The sequence below is a fragment of the Okeania sp. SIO2C2 genome (assembly GCF_010692625.1).
Lineage (GTDB): Bacteria > Cyanobacteriota > Cyanobacteriia > Cyanobacteriales > Microcoleaceae > Okeania > Okeania hirsuta.
Map to the genome: position 1 here is coordinate 254,460 of NZ_JAAHGM010000003.1, position 18,609 is coordinate 273,068.

The following is an 18,609-nucleotide window of genomic DNA, read 5'->3' on the forward strand; positions in this document are numbered from 1 at the left end:
GAATTATAAACATATACTGTATAACCGAATTCTATATCAGAGATTCTGCTGTTCCTTGTCGATTAAATTGACGATTTAGGGTGCGGAATATGCACCTTTTATATATCCGACACTTTACCATTCATAATTTGTACCTCATTTACCTTAAATCTGCCGTCAATCTCCCCTACTCCCCCAACTATATAATAAGTATTCAACCAAATTTGATATAATCCCCAACTAAAATGTCCCAAACCCCCTGATTTAATATGGTCAATCAAATTAAAATTCGTAACCCGCGCACTGGTATAAATGATTATTTCATTACCCAACCAACTGTAGAACAAATTGCTACTAAATGTCTTAATTTACGATCTGCTCAAATTGAGTGGGAAAAGTGTGGAATAGAACAACGTATTCAGGCAATACAACAATGGAAAGAAACTATATTTTCTCATCGGGAAAAACTAATACAGGCATTAGTAAATGATACAGGTAGACTAATAGAATCAAGACTAGAAATTGACTCTGTGACTAATAGTATAGATAGATGGTGTAAGTTAGCACCGCAACTCTTATCAACTGAGTCAACCAAAACTACAACAATTCAATTTATTCAACTACAAAATCAATTTTCACCTTATCAGTTAGTTGGTATTATTAGTCCCTGGAATTTTCCTTTATTACTTTCTTTAATCGATGCAATTCCAGCTTTAATTGCTGGTTGTGCTGTGGCAATTAAACCAAGTGAAATTACTCCAAGATTTATCCAACCTCTGTTAGACACTATTGCTAAGATTCCCTTGTTGTGTGATGTTTTTACTTATATTGAAGGAGCTGGAGAAACTGGCGCAGCTTTAATAGAATATGTAGATTTTATTTGTTTTACTGGTAGTGTTGCCACAGGTAAAAAAGTTGCCGAAGCAGCAGCAAAAAGATTTATTCCAGCTTGTTTAGAATTGGGAGGTAAAGACCCGGCAATAGTGTTAGCTTCAGCAGATTTAGAGTTAGCAACATCGGCACTTTTATGGGCTTCAGTTGTTAATGCGGGGCAGTCATGTTTATCAATTGAACGTATTTATGCGGCCGAATCAATTTTGATAGAATTTATTACTAAACTTACCGAAAAAGCTAAAGGTCTGAAATTAGCTTATCCCAATGTTGAATCTGGAGAAATCGGACCAATTATTTCCACAAAACAAGCTGAGATTATTAGAGAACATTTACAAGATGCTGTGGCTAAAGGTGCGGTTATTCATTGTGGAGGGAATGTCGAAAATTTAGATGGTAGTTTCTGGTGTTTACCCACAGTTTTAAATCATGTAAATCATAGTATGAAAATAATGACTGAGGAAACTTTTGGACCAATAATACCTGTGATGTCTTTTACTACTGTTGAAGAGGCGGTAAAATTAGCAAATGATACAATTTATGGATTAAGTGCTGCTGTTTTTGCTGGTTCTGAAGATGAAGCTTTAGCAGTTGCTAGTCAGATAAATGCTGGAGGTATTAGTATTAATGATGCGGGTTTAACAGCATTTATCAATGAAGGAGAAAAAAATTCTTTTAAGTTTTCCGGTTTAGGTGCTTCTCGAATGGGAGTTGATGGTATGAAAAGATTTATGCGGAAAAAAGCGATTTTAAGTAAAGTAAATTCTGTAATTAACCCTTGGTGGTTTAAAAGTTGATGAATGAATTATCTCTGGATAAAAAATTAATTGTTTTTTTGCTCAAAATATTACATACTTATGTCTTGATTTTCACCTTGACTGGATGGCTATTACCTAATAAATTGTTATTGATTTATTTAGTTTGGATACCAGTAATGGTGATTCAATGGCAACTAAATCAAGGAACTTGTATATTGACAAATCTGGAAAATTATCTATTAGGTGAAACTAACAAACAAAAGTCAGAACAACAGGGTCAATTTGTCAAATCTTTGTTTTTAAATTTATGTGGTTTTGTACCAGCAGATAATTTTTTAAAATATTTGATTTATTGCACAATTTTTTCCTGTTGGAGTATTGCAGGTTATAAATTTTATCTGTATTATTATGGCTATTGAAGAAGGTGATAAGTTTTAGGTTTTAGGTGATACTGATATAGCAATTCCCATATTGGTGAGGTACAAAATTCGTTTGTTTTAGGGAGTAGGGAGTAGCTAGGGACGTTGCATGCAACGTCTCTACAGAGTAGTAATTCGGGAAACAGGGGATAGCGGTGAGACCCCGCGGGGTGCGACAGACGCATCTGGTAGCGCACCAAGAGAAGAAAAGAAGAAAAACAACTGTATCTCAATAATTTGAGAAACGCTATATCATGTCTGCTTGAAAATTTATAAATAAGGGAGTAGGGAGTAGGGAGTGAGGAAATTTGCTGGTGGTTAATTGTAATGATTGTCTATTGTATAGCGCTGTGCGCAGGCAACAGGCAATAGGCAACAGCTCATCTGGAGGAATAAATTGCTGATCATATAAGATTTTTAGCTATTGGACACCTCCTGTAATTTGTAAATATGCCAGCGCACATTGCTATAATTATTTTGGTCAAAGACAAAAGCAGTGGGAGCATCTTGCTCCCATGAAGCGGCACTGTTCATCCCCATCTACCATTACGTGAGTAGAACTACCGTTTTTTGAACGCTAATTATCCGAACATGATATTATTATTTTTTCGGCGATAATATCATGGGAAGAAGGTGATAAGTGGTAGTTAAAAAAAACCATCCTCTAGCTTCAATCATAAGGTGAGGTTCCATATTTTCTCTTCTTCCTTCTTCCTTCTTATATCATGTCCGCTGGGGCGCGTTTGTGTAAAATCAAGGGTGAATATCTACAGGAAATTTACGTTTTTTCAAGCTTTTAAGCCTTCTTCCCTCTTCCTTCTTCCTTCTTTCTTACCTTCACACTTACAATACCGATGCTACTGGACATGATATTACCTCATATAATACCTTCTTTTCTCAACTTTTCAATAGTTGCACGTTGAGTTTCAATAAAATGTTTTCGCTCAACTACTCCACCATCCATAGTATTAGCAGGATAAGCATAAAACTGACGATAACTTTCTGCATAAATATCCCACCGTTGCCTTGCTAATAAATTTTTCATTCCTACTTGACAGCGATAGTTGCGGAGACCCATAATATCAATTTCACCATAGGCGGCCATGCTTTCCCCTGCACCCGTTTCCGCTAATATTAAACCTCGATAGTCGATAATTTTAGAACCCCCATCAACGGAAGCTTCAGGAATGGGAGTATTGGCAATACCTGCAGTATTAGCAGATATCACATACATCATATTTTCCACAGCACGAGAAACTTTCGCTGCTTCTTTTGGCGATCGCGCTTGCCCATAAACTTCTGAAGTAGGATGCAGTAAAATTTCTGCCCCACGCATTGCCAAACATCGGGTCACTTCTGGAAATAAAATTTCATCGGAGGCAACGGCAGCAAAATTACCGATCGCTGTTTTGGCAATGGGAAATACTCCCTCTAAACCATAACAGTCGAGATATTTATCCCATACATCATGGGGAGTAGGAGCAAACATGGAGTTAAGACGGCGATAGCGCAATACGATATTGCCACTGGGGTCAATGAGAAAGCAGCTTTGAAAATATAATTTGGGAAAGTTGGGGTCAACTTCATAAGCATTGCCCCCTAGAAAAATATCATTTTTTTGAGCAATCTCTCCTAGGCGATCGTAGATGGGGTCAGTCATTTCTAAACACGCTTTATTTGCCCAACTTGTCAAAGACTCGGCCATCGGAAAACCTGTGAGAAAATATTCTGGCAGTAAAACTAATTTACAGTTTAGGCCAATAAAAGCTTTACTAGCAGCTATTTGTTTGGCTAGGTGATTGATGGTTTCTTGAATCAGCGATCGCGCAGATTCCCGATCGTTGGCCTGATTTACTGCTTTAGCCTGGACTTGAAGGGCCAAAGCCTGGAAAGGGGTAACTTGATGGATAGCTTCTATCATATTTTGCTATAGTCATCCTCGGCATGGGTGTGTAGAAAATCTCTGGGAAATTTTGAAGAAGTATTCAGTAGTCAATGAGTGACTGAGAATGGGGTTGTGATTAGACTTGGAGGAAAGCTGTAGATATTAAAAGATAAAACAGTAACAAAGAAGAAGAAATCATTTATATGATACCAATGTTGCCTGACAATTTAAATTGGCGTTGGTAAATTTAGCTATGATTTTCGTGCTTAGGGAATAGGAAATAGGTAGGGACTTTGAATACAAAGTCCCTACAGATTATTTCGTTTACGGGTTGTTCGGGAGCAAGTAATGAAAGGGGTATTCATAATTCTTATGTTGATTACAGTTAGTCCAAATATCTTAATTCATAGTTTGATTCACCAACACCTTTAAATTTATTGTCAAGGGCTAAAAGATTAGTTCTGTAGCTTTCATCAATGAGAAATTATATTACTTGGGTAATTCCAATATTCTCAAAGTAAGGGGCGTAATATTATGCGCCCCAGAAAAAATAACTGTAGTTAAAGTGTTAGGAGTAATGCACTCCAAGGCTTTCTCGGTGGATGATAAACTCTATAACATTAAGAAGGTTGGTCTTGATTAATCTGGCGTTCAATAGTTTGAATGGCCGCATTAAGTCCAGCTAATCTAGTTTCTAGATCATCTCGCATCCACTTGAGAAATTTCAGTTTATTTTCCTGATGGACTTTACGAGACTCTGGTTGAAAAAAGTCCCAGCCACAGCAGGGTTTAGCAAAGAATGGAAACATAGGTAATACTCTCAACTCATCTTTACTTAATATTTTGAAACAAAAACTCTAAAAATGGCAGATTATATTCTCATTTATTTCTTAAATATCAAAAGTGAAGGCCATGGTAGTCAGCAAAAATCTTGAGAAGTCCGTACTTCAAAAAGTAGAGCATTATATTAGACTTGTCGCTTTATAACTTAAAAATTCCCCAAAAACCTTGTTATGTAATGATTGTAGCTATTGGATGGCAAAAATGCTGGGAATTATTGCTCTGTCTAGGTTAGAGTGATTTTTTCCCTTTATTTAGCGACAACTCTATTATTTATGTAAATATATTAGACTTGTCGCTTTATAAACTAAAAAATTGTAGAAACCCCCCTATGTAAAGCTTGTAGTTATTTATAGATCAAAAGAGTCAAAATAATTACCCTGTCTAGGTTTTGGAGATTTTTTCTATCTATTTAGCGACAACTCTATTATATAACCTCCTTGGGTCTCTTTCTATAAAATGCAAGTAAGTATCCAATCGAACTTAATATCAGTAGTGCTCGCGATCGCTTCCTTACTTAGTTTCATACATTAATCACCACTATTGTTAACAGTAATCAGTTTCACAACATTCTGATTTTTTTCAAAGTAGATCGAGTTTACTCAACTCAAACTAAACCTAATTTTAGGACTTTCAAATATTGATCCAAACTTGATTTGATGCTAAAATTTATACTGTAATTTTTAGGCAATAATTACGGTTCTAATAGAATTACTTATTAAATATAAAAAACTCTAGATTTGCCTGAAAAATCTTAAATAATATTTTGCATTTATTTATAAAGGAGATATGATTATGGTTGCTCAATCTTGTATCTATTCATCACCTCTACAAAAAGCAATAGACCGTTATCCACTAACTGTAACACCCGAAACTCCTCTGGTAGACGTACTAAAACAAATGAGTATGTTACAAAGAAGTTGTGAAATACCTGTCAATACACTGACAAATGGAAAAATTCATGAATCACCATTATCAAAACAGGCAAAAGCTACAAGTGTTTTAATTGTAGAACAAAAATATGTTGAAGAAGATCAAAAATATAATGCACAATCTTCTTTTCTATTAGGAATATTTACTGTCAGCGATCTTGTTAAACTAATTGCGACTGGTAAAGTTGGTAATCTAAGCAATTTATCAGAAAATGTCAAGATAAAAGAAGTCATGTCATCTAATTTTGTGACTCTAAAAGAATCAGACGATCAAGATTTATTTACTGCTTTATTTCTGTTTCGCCAACATAAAATTAGTCATCTACCAGTGCTAGATAGTATGGGTCAAATAGTTGGCGTTGTGACACCAGAAAGAATTCGTCAAGTACTGCAACCTTCTAATATTCTCAGCTCAAGAAGGGTAAATGAAGTAAAAAATGATTCTTTTACAGTCACAACTCCAGAAACGACATCATTGTTGGAGGTTAGTAAATTGATGTCTGATCAACAAGTAAATAGTGTAATCGTAACACAGAATAAAAAAAATCAAACACAAAGGACTGAAATTGACAAACCTGTTGGCATAATCACTACAGATGATATTGCACAAGGCTATTATATAAATATGAGTTTGGCAACAACACCTGTAAAAAAGGTAATGAAAACGCCATTAAATTGTTTGAAACAAACAGATTCTCTCTGGGATGCTCATAAAAAAATGTTGCATGAACAGGTAGAAATATTGATAGTATGTGGTAAACAAGGAGAGTTTCTGGGAACAGTTAATCAGACTAGTTTACTGCAAGTATTAGACCCGACAGTAATGTTTGGGTTAGTCAGAAAATTACGAAAAGATGTTAATCAACTGCAAGCAGAAAAATTTGAACTATTACGCACTATAAATGCACAATTAGAAAAAGAAGTGCAGGCACGAACGGCGGAAATACAAGCACAGTTAGAACGCGATCACCTCCTGGCAAAAATAGCTCTTCGGATTCATCAATCTCTAGATATAGATGAAATTATTAATGCTGTAGTGACAGAAGTTAAGCAATTCCTCAAAACAGATCGAGTAGTGTTATTTCAGGTAGAAACTGCAAAAGTCGCTAAAATAGTTGCTGAGTCAGTAGAAAAAAACTGCAACTCCTGGATGGGAGAAACAATTTCATCTGAATGCTTAATGTCAAATTTAAACATGAATCAAAATACTATTCAGGCAGTTTCTGATATTACTCAAACAGATTCAAGTACAGAAAAAATTACTGAGTTGAAGGAAAAACAGGTAAAAGCTTGGTTAATAGTACCAATTTCCCAAGATGGACAACTATGGGGACTGATGTGTACCCAGGAAGGTTCGGGAATTCGAGAGTGGCAACAATCTGAAATTGATTTGTTGAAGCAGCTAGCAACTCAGTTAGCGATCGGTATTCAACAAGCTCAACTTTATCAACAAGTACAAACTCTGAACACAGATTTAGAAAAACAAGTTCAAGACCGCACAGCAGAATTGCAACAAAAAGTGCGAGAACTACAGCAACTTAATATTCTCAAAGATGATTTTTTAAGCACTGTTTCTCATGAGTTAAGAACACCTCTATCGAACATGAAAATGGCTATTCATATGTTGAAAGTCTTTCCTGTATCAGAACGCGGTAAAGAATATTTAAATATTTTAGATACAGAGTGTAAAAGAGAAATTAAGTTAATTACCGATTTGTTAGATTTACAGCGCTTAGAAGGTGGCACTGAATTGATCCCTATAGATACAATAGATTTAGCAAGTTGGCTTCCCACTATGATCGATCCTTTTAAATCTAGAGTTAGAGAACGGGAACAAACTCTAAAAGTTAAATGTTCTAAAAAACTACCTAAAATTATATCTAATAATCATAGTTTAAGCAGAATTTTAGCAGAACTCCTGAATAATGCTTGTAAGTATACCCAGAATGGTGGCGAAATTAAGTTTTCCGTTGAATCTAACCAGAAAAAAAGTAGCAAAAAAAACCTTAAAGAAGTACCTTCTACAATCAAATTTATGATTAGTAACCCATCAGAAATTCCCGAATCTGAGTTACCTAAAATATTTAATAAATTTTATCGAGTGCCTAATGCCGATCCTTGGAAACAAGGGGGGACAGGTTTAGGTTTAGCTCTAGTAAAAAAATTGGTAGAGCAGCTAAATGGCAATATACTTGTCACTAGCAGTAATGGTTGGACAACTTTTACAGTAGAACTACCAACGTAAAGAAATTGCATCAAATTCTCATTTCCGAAATTTAATTTTGGCTAGCCCACTTCCTTATTTCTTCTTAATACTATAAAGTAATAACTGTAGTAAATAACTGCATTAAAAGTGCATTCAGGGAAACAAAGACAACAGAATATTTCTCACTCTCAGGATTGGTCATGGCCTCTATGGCCTATTTTACCTTTATATCCTTATGGACAAAGACGAACATTACGAAAGGAGATTGTCAAAGATACAATCTGGACTTTTGACCAACTTCAGGGTATTTTCTATGTTACTGTACCAATTCGGATGACAGTGGTAAGAATGCTCGGAGGCGGTTTATTTGTTTATGCTCCCATAGCACCAACCCGGGAATGTGTGCGCCTTGTCAATGAATTGGTAGAAAAATATGGAGAAGTTCGCTACATTATTTTACCAACTATTTCTGGCTTAGAACATAAAGTATATGTGGGACCCTTTGCGAGAAAATTTCCCACGGCGGAAGTTTTTGTTACGCCCAACCAATGGAGTTTTCCTCTAAATTTACCCCTGAGTTGGTTGGGTTTACCAAGAAACCGTACCTACCTACTCCCTGTGAATAGTGGAGATGCACCTTTTGCAGCAGAATTTGACTACGCAACTCTCGGACCCCTTGATATTGGTTTCAAACCTTTTGCAGAAGTAGTATTCTGGCATAGTCCATCCCAAACTTTACTGGCGGTTGATACTGTTTTATCTGTACCTGCTGAACCGCCGGAGATTTTGAATTTAGATCCCTATCCGTTATTATTTCATGCCAAAGATGACGTGTTTGATGTGGTAGAGGATACTCCCACAAATAGACGTGTAGGGTGGCAAAAAATATGTTTGTTTGGATTATATTTTCAGGTGGATGCTTTAGATGTAGTTCCTACTGGGGAAATTTTTAAGAATGTTAGGAAAGCAAGCGATCGCTCGAAGCGTGCATATTTTGGTCTCCTACCGTGGCGGTGGAAGTCTGACTGGCAACGTTCTTTTACACAATTACGACAGGATGGGCGGTTGTTAGTAGCACCTATATTGCAAACTCTGATTTTAAATCGCGATCCACAGCAGGTGATGGAGTGGGTTGAGAAGGTGGCAAGTTGGAATTTTCGGCAGATTATTCCCTGTCATTTTGATGCACCTATTCAGGCAAATGAGTATGATTTTAGGCAAGCGTTTAGTTTTTTAGAAAAGGATAGTAGCGGATATTTACCAGAGACAGATTTAAAATTCTTGAGACAATTAGATGATAAGCTTAAAAAAATAGGGGCTTTACGTCAAAGCTGAAGAGCATTTTCTTATTTTCCCTATATATAAAATAAATCAAAACTGATTTATAAACAACCGTACAAGTTTATCTTAAGCAAAAGGGAATTACGATGAACATAATCAGAGTTGTTTTGATTGAAAAGCATGACTTAAGTCGTACTGGGTTGGTAGCTGCGTTGCAGATGTCTGAAGGTATCAAAGTAGTTGGAGATGCAGCTTCTGGTCAAGAAGGTTTAAAAGTTGTGCAGGCAACTCAGCCAGATGTAGCAATAGTTGCTCTTAATCTACCTGATATGGATGGAGTTGAACTAACTCAGAAGTTGAAAGAAATAGATGGCGATCAGAAACAATTAAATGGCGATCGGGAATATAAACAAACAAAAGTGTTAGTTTTAACAACAAAAGACAGTGAAGACACCGTAATAGCTGCTTTTTCTGCTGGTGCAGATTCATATGCTCTCAAGGATGTCAGTTTTAGTAATTTACTTCAGGCTATTGAGGTTACTAATGAAGGTAATAATTGGATCGACCCGGCGATCGCTAGTGTAGTAATTAAGCAAGCTCAGGAAACTTCCGATGATAATTCTCCAATTCCTCAAGCACTAATAAAACTAAATGAAATGGACTGTGCGCCGGGAGGAGATGGAATAATTCATATAGATCCTCTAACAGAACGAGAATTAGAAGTATTACAGCTAATAGTTTCTGGATGTAGCAATGCTCAAATTGCTGAGAAGCTTTATATAACTACCGGAACTGTCAAAACCCATGTCCGTAGTATTTTAAATAAGCTATGTGCTAATGACCGTACTCAAGCAGCAGTCCGTGCTTTGCGTTCCGGTTTAGTTAGTTAAGCTCGATCAATTAATTTCCCATTAATAGTTATGCTTTCTATCTGCATTAGTCAAAGATGTCAGGGTGGTTGAATAGCTTGAATAAAAATCAGGACTTACGCAAACCAACCAAGAAACCGGGTTTATTGCCCTAATTATTGTTGTTTAAGCCATGAAGTTTCGCGTTATAATCCGGTTTCTCTGTAAGTCCTGAAAATATTTTTTATTCAATCTTTTGCTATTAAAAATTAACCCCAACTAATTCTTGACTTATCCTATCTTGAAAAATAGTTTATTAATTCAAGGAAAAGTATTCAATATATTTTCCTTGGATTTTTATCAAACATTAATTATACTAAAATTATTGAGAAAATTTAGTCAGTCTGGTCAATTTTTTTCTTAGCTTCTTCTTTAGCATTTTCTACAATGTGTTCTGCTCTAGCTTCATTTTGTTTAACTTGTCCTTCAGCCTTATATTGTGGATTACCAGTAATTTCTCCGAGTATTTCTTGAGCTTTACCTTCAATGTTTTTAACAGTTGCTTTTACTCTTTCTTCGGTAGTCATAGAAGTAATTTATCCCATCTTTTCTTGAGCTTTACCTATCATTTCTTGAGTTTTATCTTCAGCATTTTTAACAGTTGTACTCAATCTATTTTCGGTTTCAGTAGTCATAGGTATTAACCTCAAAAGTTTTTTATCTACATTTATATACTAATAATAATTTTTTAAACTTTCTTCTATCGAAAGGAATATCTTGATATATTTTATGATTATGCAATTTGATAGATATGATTTTAGCTCAAATCATATTAAGCTCGGTAATTCAGTAATATGGGTATAATTTTTGATTTTGCCTCTATCAACAAAAAAGCCTAGCATTATTAGCTAGGCCAGTAATTTTTATGTCACTTATGAATACTTGATGATATGCGCAGCTCAACTAATTATAATTGATAACTAAATTATACCTGTTCCTTTACCACGATTATCTTCAGACATAGTTAACTTTCCATCTTCATTAGTCTGATTTATTTCTTTCATAGTTTTAACACGTTCTAGTCTTTGTTCTTCTTCTTGCTGCCTTAAGTCTCCTGGTTCATTGACATACATTTCAGGTTCAATTGCAAAATTATTTAACCTACCTTCTGTATCAACAGTACAACCTGATGTAGTATTATTTTCTTCTGCTTCTGCTTCAGGAGTGTTCATAAAGTTTTCTCCCTCTCTTTCCATCCTATCTGCTACATCTGTAGGAATGATATTAGCATCGTAGTTAGGACTTATATTTGTTTGATTTGTCATTACTTAACCTCCAAATAAATTTCTATTGAACTTAAAAAAATGTTTTATCGGTCGCTCGACTAAAGCAGATATTATTCAGTATTTTATTTTTTATGAATCAACTTTAGGAACAACATCAGGACGTTCTTTGTTTTCCCAACCAGGGGGACGCTTAGAGTTGTACCAGGCAATAGAACCCATTGTTACTGCAGCAACGAACCCTATTACTAATACTGCTGTTGCAGCAAAAGGAAAATGAGGTACTTTTGTAGTAGCTTCTATAGCAACTTCTAATAAATACATAGTATTAGAATGCTCCTTAATTCAAAATTTGAACTTACTACAGTCATAGTAAATTAAAAAAATATAAATTCACATCTATCAAAAGGTTGAATTGGCAGTAAAGCTTGGATAATTTTAGAGAGATAAACAAAGAATTAATAACAGTTGCGATAAAGATTGAGTTGCCAGAATTCACAACTCATATAGGAGAGATAAGAATTGAATACGACAGAAAAATCAAGAGTTAGGGTAGATTTTTATAGGCTTGGTTTACCCTATTTCCTGTCTCTTTTTCACGCTCTTTTTAATTTGGGATAGAATGAATAATTAAGATCCAATAAAAACAACTTTTTTGATTTGCTGGGTCTGTATAGGATCTATATCTTGAGATAGATGACTTATTTCAGTGTCAGAAGTAAGATACATTCTATAATAAATATATTTTTTACCTGAATTATTAAAATTAAATAAAGCCCCCTATTAAACTTTCATATAACTATTTGGCTGGGTATCAAGTTCCTCATTTTCCTGAAAATGGTTCTTGGTATGAATGGAATGGAAACTACGATATTGAATCGGGAGATGAAAATATTCAGAGCAATTTGCCAGAATATAATGATAGTTCAATAGACTTTATTGTGCGGTATTGGACTAAGGCAGAACAGAAAGAAGTACGCCGAACTCAAACTCACGCAATTATTGCTATTAAGAAAGTTTTTGATCGGGTAGATATTAATATTCCTTATCCAATTCGGACTGTTTATTTCTACAATCAGGATAAGTATAATGATTATCTTCCTACAGATAATGAGAAAAACATGAAGGCTTCCTTGTAAAGCAATGTTGATGATTATAATTTTGTGGGAGAGGAGGCGATCGCCATCAAATATGAATAAATTCATTGTACGGCGATCGCTATCCTCACCAATATTAATCTGGTATGGTCATCAAAGAGACAACTTAAGCCTCATTTTTGACAAAGAACAATGCGGTACGGGGACCGATTTCAATTCCACCGCGATTAGGGGAACCCCATTTGTTAATGTACTTTTGACCGTCACCACCGTAGTCTACACACATTTCAAAGTCGTACTGTAGCTCATTGTAACAACCAACTCCTAAACCAGGCATTTTAGCAGCACTAACATCAAATGTTTCGCCAGCTTTATTAATAATGGTTAAACCTTTATCTCCACGCTCAATAAAGAGTAAATTAGGACTGTCTGCACTTTCAGCAATTTCGTTACCATTGCGATAGTATTGAGATTCTCCCATCATTTTTTCGTGGAATTGGGTACCAGCAACAATTGTAGGTTCAAAAGCATCAAAAGTTAAAATCAATGGCGTTCCTTCTTTTCTCCCTAAAACGTAAGCTGTTGCTAAAACTAAATCGTTCTTGTCAAATTTCCAATTATCAAACTGTCCTATTGCCCAAGTGTCGTGGTTACGAGCAAAGGTGACCGCATTTTCTCCAGGTACAGCACGCTGAGTATCTGCTGGATTAATTAAAGAGCGTAAGTCTCCCCCGTAAGTAAAAGCACTTTTCAAGGTATTGACCAATTGAAAATCCGTTACTTTGGGAAACACTGGAATATATTTCATGCTCTCGTCAAAGTTGCGCCCGATAGCTTCACCATAGAAAAACTTATCTTCAGGGATAACTTCGACTATCTTCTCCAAATCTTCAACAGAAATGTGTTTGACAGCATCAAAGCGGAAACCATCTACTCCAAGAGCAATCAGTTTTTGCATATACTCATGCTGTTTCTGTTGCACATAAGGTAAGTCAGTCCTTAAATCTGGTAATCCTTCCTTGTCATTTGGACTGCATAACCAATCATTTTCAACTTCGTAGGAATTATTATAGTTGGCAATACATTTTGCCTCGTGGAAATATTCTTTTTTTGGGTAGAGCGGATATGCTTCGGGAAAAGGTGCAACATCTTTATAAAAACGATAATTAGCCATGTGATTAAAGACCACATCAGCAATAACTTTAATTCCCCGTTCGTGAGCAGCGTCAATCAAATTTTTTAAATCTTGCTCATTTCCTAGATTTCCGTCTAGAACATAATCAAATGGCTGATACTGAATGTACCAGTATTTATCTGAAGTGCAGGCATCATCTTCCCGTGAGGGTGTTTTATTGGGAGGCGAAATTTGAATATAGTTATATCCTGCTGCTTGAACTTCAGGCAGTTTTGCTGTAACATTGGCAAAACATTCATCGAAAGCGTGGTAGATAACATCTGCTTTAGCAGGAGTAGGATTGGAGGTCAGTCCAATAATTACTGCCAGCAAGCAGGTACAAACCCACGTTATGAGAAAACTGAAAGCTAAACGATTTTTTGTGTCCATAAATACGATTCCTGTTTCTACTTTATAGGTAATATCATGTTCCGATAATAAGTGATAAAAAAGTTTTTGTTTGTAGTAGATATTTAGCCCATTAAATATCTATCTTTTTGCTCAATCCCTACTACGAGCTCTAATTATAACTATTCAACCGGACATGATATAACAAGTTGTCTGAATTTAAGGCTATCTATAATTAGACATCTCTAGAAAATAAATAAGCATTTGTAACCTATTGCAAAGGACAGCAATAGAGTTATCAAATATATTAGCTGGATTTTGTAGATTTAGAGAACTAATTTTTTATTTTGCTAAATAAGCAATTCGATTCAAGAAACGATTCAACCTTGTTCTTGTTAACTTGACTTCTGATTCTGATTCGCCAATCAATAATCCAATTTGCTGACCTTGCATAATATTTAATGAAGGAAAGCGGTCTTTTTCAAACAAAAGGATATTTAACGAACCACCATATTTAAAACAACCTATGCGATCGCCTTTTTTCACTTCAACAGAGCTGCTAGCATCCGTAATATTCTTGAATGGTTCTTCAAATATCACTGAAGCAATGGTATTCAATCCTACAGGGATCATACCAACACAACCATAATTGGCTGTTTCGATCGCCAAATATCCCCGCCGAAAATGTTCAAAGACGCTGTAGCTATATCCATAACCAACATTATCATCGTTCAACAAACCCGGAAAATTATTGATGGGGTTAGGGGTGGGTCCCCATCTCCCCATCTAAAGGGAAGCAAGCCGTTGGAACAGTTCGGTGTAGAAGGATATTTGTTTCCTGATGTTTAGTGCATCTGGCATACACACAATATCAAGGTGATCGGTGCTGTTGACCATCTGATAGAACCACTTACCCGGTGTAAACTGTTCCTTCTGTTCTTCGATGGTTCCACCGATTGGGTGGTTACCGCTTATGCGTGGATACATTTGACTGTAGGCAGAAACTAAGCCATCATTAGACCACCAGTCTGATGAGTTGAATCCCTCATAGAAAGGTTTGTCGAACACCTTGCTTCCTTGATACATGGCAGGGGGAATCATAAATGGATTCATCAGCGCCTCGGGAACTTCGTATTTGGTTAGAACCCCAGGGCGGGTCTGTTCAGTAACATAGTTAAAATAGAAGGTATCAGGATAGGTCTTGCAGAACTCGTTCTGTTCAAGGGCTGCTTGAATTGTGAGGCAGTATGCGGCGTTGCTTTTGCCACGAAACATTGGGGAAGTTGCAATACGCTTGATAAATGACGGTAGAGTTTCGCCAGGCTGGACAGCCAAGCCCCAGTGATCTAGGTCGAAATCGTATACGCGGTCGAACAAATCTCCAGTGATACTCACAGTGAATTCAAGCATCTTAAGTAGAACACTTAAGATAGACTTCTCAGGGATCAAACCAGTTTCTTCGTCGCAACCGAAAAAGTAGGTAGCGGTAGAACCATTGAGCACCCCTGAAATGCCAGAAATTGATTTGACCCAGTCCGCGTTTGACCCCCACCCGAAGTAGTCTATGGTGAGGAGTTGCTGTAGCATCCAACTCGTTGGTGCCCCCATGCTGTGTCCGACCAAGTGTACTGGCTGCTCTTCAGACCATTCTGGGTGGAACGCTGCATTGTTGTCATAGGTTCGTCCAAAACGCTCATGCCCCATTTCCTTAGCGCGGGCTTCGCCATAGTCAACTGTGCCCCCTTTGATCTGAAAGGCAAGCTCGCAAGCACGCTCATGGGTGCTGCTGAGTGGTCCCACGGCTGCTACATGTCGGGATAGTGGGGATTTCACAGTTGGCGCAAAGCCCCAGTATGGGAATCCTCCAACCTCAGCTGGTCCCCATCCGAATAAACCGTGACATAGTATGACAGGAAAATTATTAGCCATATTGTTTTACCTCACTTTATTATTTGCTGCTTGATTGATTCATTAGAGTTATCAAATAGATTAGCTGGATTTTGTAGATTTAGAGAACTAATATCATGTCCGGATAATTAGTGATGAAAAAAACCAAAACTGTCACTTGCAGTACAAATCTTTTTATTCTCCCTACTCCCTACTCCCTTATTTATAACTGTTCAACCGGACATGATATAATTTCTTATTTTGCTAAATAAGCAATTCGATTCAAGAAACGATTCAACCTTGTTCTCGTTAACTTGACTTCTGATTCGGACTCGCCCATCAATAATCCAATTTGCTGACCTTGCATAATATTTAATGAGGGAAAGCGGTCTTTTTCAAACAAAAGAATATTTAACGAACCACCATATTTAAAACAACCTATGCGATCGCCTTTTTTCACTTCAACAGAGCTGCTAGCATCCGTAATATTCTTGAATGGTTCCTCAAATATCACTGAAGCAATGGTATTCAATCCTACAGGGATCATGCCAACACAACCATAATTGGCTGTTTCGATTACTAAATATCCCCGCCGAAAATGTTCAAAGACGCTGTAGCTATATCCATAACCAACATTATCATCGTTCAACAACCCCGGAAAATTATTGATGCCGAAATATTCTCCAGCTACATCTTCATTAGATTCTACAACCTTGCCAGATACAGGTGCATGGTAGTAGTGATAAGTATCAGGCATGAGAATACAAGAAACAGCAGTTCCTCCCAGGAAGCGATCGGCATAACTGGAATTATTCAACAGCTCTTTCACATTCAAAAATAAGGTATTTTCGTCATTGCGACCGACAGGGTTTGCGGAGCAGTCCGGAACGGAAAGCAATCTTAAATCCCAGTTTTTCGTACCTCATGGGTAAGTTCTGTACAAAAAAGATATAGTTGCTCAATTAACAACTATATCTTCAAGCTCAATATTTACCGAACGTCAACTAATGTGACCATTTGTTGAGTTGAACCTCGAACTGGGCGAATCTTTCTCCCATTGCGCTTCAGAGGTTCGATCATGGATTGAACCTTAGCTGCAAACAGGTAGGGACGAATTTGAGTATTCTCAGGAATTTCCTCAAAAGCAAAATACAAAGTGACAGGTAGGTTGTGAATTGCTTGACCAGTAATATAACCAACCAGATCGTGCTCAAAGCTGTGGAAAGCATTTTTCCAGGAGTGTTGCTTAGGCATACTCAAGTCAGGAAGATTATTCTTAGCACTTACCCAGTGCCAAGTACCACCATGTTCGTGGTCTATCATATACTTAAACCAATAAGCATAGGTGGTAGGCAAGTATTTAGCATAGGAAGGATCGCGTAAACTGAAGGTAGCAGCAGTTTGATCCAACTCAGCTAAAATCCACCATTCTTTATCAGTTTCTAACTGACCATATTGATTGATTCGACGACCCCAAGTTCCATCTTCTAGGAAAGCTTCTTCAAAAATTAAAGGTACTTTTTCCTGAGCAAAAGCAGTCAGTTCGTAATGTCCAGTTAATTTACCGATTTCATAGATCAACCATAAGGTTTTAATGGAGTGACCAAAATCTGTATGATCTGTTCCTAACCTTTGTTTGCTTGGATCGGTAATTGCTCCAAAGAAAATATTGTTGTCTGGTGTATAAAACTGCTCGCTCATAATTGTAGCTAGATGCACCAAGTCATCTTCCCATTGGGAGCGCAGGGGTTTGCCATGAAACATTTCAGGCAATGTGGGAGTGAGCAACAACATATAACCATAAACTTGGTCAAGTTGAGCTACTAATTCCCGTTGATCCTTACTAACTTTTTGTTCGTTACCATATTCATCAACGTAATCTACATAATCCTCATGTGCCCACGCAAGTAAATCCCATTCTGCATCGTAATAGGTATCAAAGATATAGTCTTTGAGAGCAACGATATCTTCTAATACATCGGGGTCACGGGTAAGATAGTAGTAAAATCCTAGACCAGCAACAGCATAAGCCATATCTTGACTGATCCGGCGAGCTTCACTCGGTAGGCCAACTCCATCTTCAAAGTAAGTGTAAGCACCACCTTCTGGAGCTAAACCATATTCGCGTAAATAATCTACTCCATCTTTAGCCCATTGCAGGTATTGGCTCTTTCCTGTGAGATGGTAAGCAACACCATAGGCAAATATTTGTCTTGATTTAGCCCTGATGTACTCTCGATCGAGCTTGACGATACCCGAATCAGCATTTTCAAGTTCTGGACAGGGATTTCTCCAACTGTACAAAGACCCGTCATTGCATCGATAAGTCGGGTAATTGCCAACGGGATCGCCCAGTGCTTCGTCCATTGTCCAAAATGGGAGCAAGTCTTCTTCTAAATGTTGAAGCCAACGTTCGCCTGTGGGAACATCGGCAATAATTCCATCAATGTTATCAACAGGATATTGATGAGCTGAGGACACTAATGCTAAAGCTGGTTGAACGCTGGATACAAACAGAAGTGTAAAACTCAGCAATACGCTTGCTGCCATCTTAAATAGACGATGGCGAGTGAGGTTGAACATAAGAACTATTGTCTGCTTTAAAGGTGAACAATTCAACTTTCTTGAAGGCCATAGCAATCAAATAATATTCATTAGACATCTCCATAAAAGAGGCAGTAGGCAGTAGGCAGTAGGCAGTAGGAAGAAAGAATTGATAATTTATGTGTGAGAATTGATTTTATTTGGGATTTTTGGAGATGCCCATTAATTGCTTGCACT

At 36.9% G+C, this 18,609-nt stretch carries 17 protein-coding genes; 6 read left to right on the forward strand and 11 right to left on the reverse strand.

Annotated elements, in window-relative coordinates:
• Positions 1-98: 98 nt before the first annotated feature.
• Entirely contained in the window at positions 99-233 is a 135-nt protein-coding gene (locus F6K18_RS03265; RefSeq protein WP_287518600.1) for a hypothetical protein, read from the reverse strand.
• 15 nt (positions 234-248) lie between these two features.
• Here F6K18_RS03265 and F6K18_RS03270 point away from each other — a divergent pair, with 15 nt between their 5' ends.
• A complete protein-coding gene (locus F6K18_RS03270; protein WP_287518601.1) occupies positions 249-1,667 on the forward strand; it encodes an aldehyde dehydrogenase family protein in 1,419 nt (472 codons plus the stop codon).
• On the forward strand, positions 1,667-2,047 hold the full coding sequence (locus tag F6K18_RS03275) for a DUF2784 family protein (RefSeq protein WP_287518602.1): 381 nt from the start codon (positions 1,667-1,669) through the stop codon (positions 2,045-2,047). The genes F6K18_RS03270 and F6K18_RS03275 overlap by 1 nt, the downstream gene beginning before the upstream one ends.
• A gap of 877 nt (positions 2,048-2,924) precedes the next feature.
• Here F6K18_RS03275 and F6K18_RS03280 read toward each other — a convergent pair.
• Positions 2,925-3,968, reverse strand: a complete 1,044-nt coding sequence (locus F6K18_RS03280; protein WP_287518603.1) for a nitrilase-related carbon-nitrogen hydrolase — start codon at positions 3,966-3,968, stop codon at positions 2,925-2,927.
• A gap of 584 nt (positions 3,969-4,552) precedes the next feature.
• Positions 4,553-4,741: a hypothetical protein gene (locus F6K18_RS03285; protein ID WP_124145392.1), complete on the reverse strand. Its 189-nt coding sequence runs from the start codon at positions 4,739-4,741 to the stop codon at positions 4,553-4,555.
• An 826-nt stretch (positions 4,742-5,567) separates the two neighbouring features.
• On the opposite strand from F6K18_RS03285, the gene F6K18_RS03290 reads away from it, so the two are divergent.
• The 3 genes from F6K18_RS03290 to F6K18_RS03300 all read left to right on the forward strand — a co-directional run bounded on the left by F6K18_RS03290 (position 5,568) and on the right by F6K18_RS03300 (position 10,081).
• Entirely contained in the window at positions 5,568-7,949 is a 2,382-nt protein-coding gene (locus tag F6K18_RS03290; protein WP_287518606.1) for a CBS domain-containing protein, read from the forward strand.
• A 108-nt stretch (positions 7,950-8,057) separates the two neighbouring features.
• A complete protein-coding gene (locus F6K18_RS03295; protein ID WP_287518608.1) occupies positions 8,058-9,245 on the forward strand; it encodes a DUF4336 domain-containing protein in 1,188 nt (395 codons plus the stop codon).
• 92 nt (positions 9,246-9,337) lie between these two features.
• Entirely contained in the window at positions 9,338-10,081 is a 744-nt protein-coding gene (locus F6K18_RS03300) for a response regulator transcription factor (RefSeq protein ID WP_287518610.1), read from the forward strand.
• A 353-nt stretch (positions 10,082-10,434) separates the two neighbouring features.
• Here the strand turns inward: F6K18_RS03300 and F6K18_RS03305 are convergent, their stop codons facing one another.
• The 3 genes from F6K18_RS03305 to psb35 all read right to left on the reverse strand — a co-directional run bounded on the left by F6K18_RS03305 (position 10,435) and on the right by psb35 (position 11,646).
• Positions 10,435-10,626, reverse strand: a complete 192-nt coding sequence (locus tag F6K18_RS03305) for a CsbD family protein (protein ID WP_287518612.1) — start codon at positions 10,624-10,626, stop codon at positions 10,435-10,437.
• A 393-nt stretch (positions 10,627-11,019) separates the two neighbouring features.
• Positions 11,020-11,364 (reverse strand): hypothetical protein, encoded by a 345-nt coding sequence (locus F6K18_RS03310; RefSeq protein ID WP_287518614.1) that lies wholly within the window; start codon positions 11,362-11,364, stop codon positions 11,020-11,022.
• A gap of 90 nt (positions 11,365-11,454) precedes the next feature.
• A complete protein-coding gene (gene psb35 / locus F6K18_RS03315; protein WP_287518616.1) occupies positions 11,455-11,646 on the reverse strand; it encodes a photosystem II assembly protein Psb35 in 192 nt (63 codons plus the stop codon).
• Positions 11,647-12,125: 479 nt separating this feature from the next.
• Here psb35 and F6K18_RS03320 point away from each other — a divergent pair, with 479 nt between their 5' ends.
• Positions 12,126-12,461, forward strand: coding sequence for a mechanosensitive ion channel family protein (locus F6K18_RS03320; RefSeq protein WP_287518618.1), 336 nt, complete (start codon positions 12,126-12,128; stop codon positions 12,459-12,461).
• 124 nt (positions 12,462-12,585) lie between these two features.
• Here F6K18_RS03320 and F6K18_RS03325 read toward each other — a convergent pair whose 3' ends face one another.
• The 5 genes from F6K18_RS03325 to F6K18_RS03345 form a co-directional block, all read right to left on the reverse strand.
• Positions 12,586-13,983, reverse strand: a complete 1,398-nt coding sequence (locus F6K18_RS03325) for an alpha-amylase family glycosyl hydrolase (protein ID WP_287518621.1) — start codon at positions 13,981-13,983, stop codon at positions 12,586-12,588.
• A 300-nt stretch (positions 13,984-14,283) separates the two neighbouring features.
• The gene (locus tag F6K18_RS03330) at positions 14,284-14,727 is read right to left on the reverse strand and encodes a phosphatidylserine decarboxylase (RefSeq protein ID WP_287518623.1); all 444 of its coding nucleotides are present in this window, start codon (positions 14,725-14,727) and stop codon (positions 14,284-14,286) included.
• Positions 14,728-15,870, reverse strand: a complete 1,143-nt coding sequence (locus tag F6K18_RS03335) for a hypothetical protein (protein ID WP_287518625.1) — start codon at positions 15,868-15,870, stop codon at positions 14,728-14,730.
• A 214-nt stretch (positions 15,871-16,084) separates the two neighbouring features.
• Positions 16,085-16,657, reverse strand: a complete 573-nt coding sequence (locus F6K18_RS03340) for a phosphatidylserine decarboxylase (protein ID WP_287518758.1) — start codon at positions 16,655-16,657, stop codon at positions 16,085-16,087.
• 161 nt (positions 16,658-16,818) lie between these two features.
• Entirely contained in the window at positions 16,819-18,411 is a 1,593-nt protein-coding gene (locus F6K18_RS03345) for an AGE family epimerase/isomerase (protein ID WP_287518627.1), read from the reverse strand.
• Positions 18,412-18,609 lie beyond the last annotated feature (198 nt).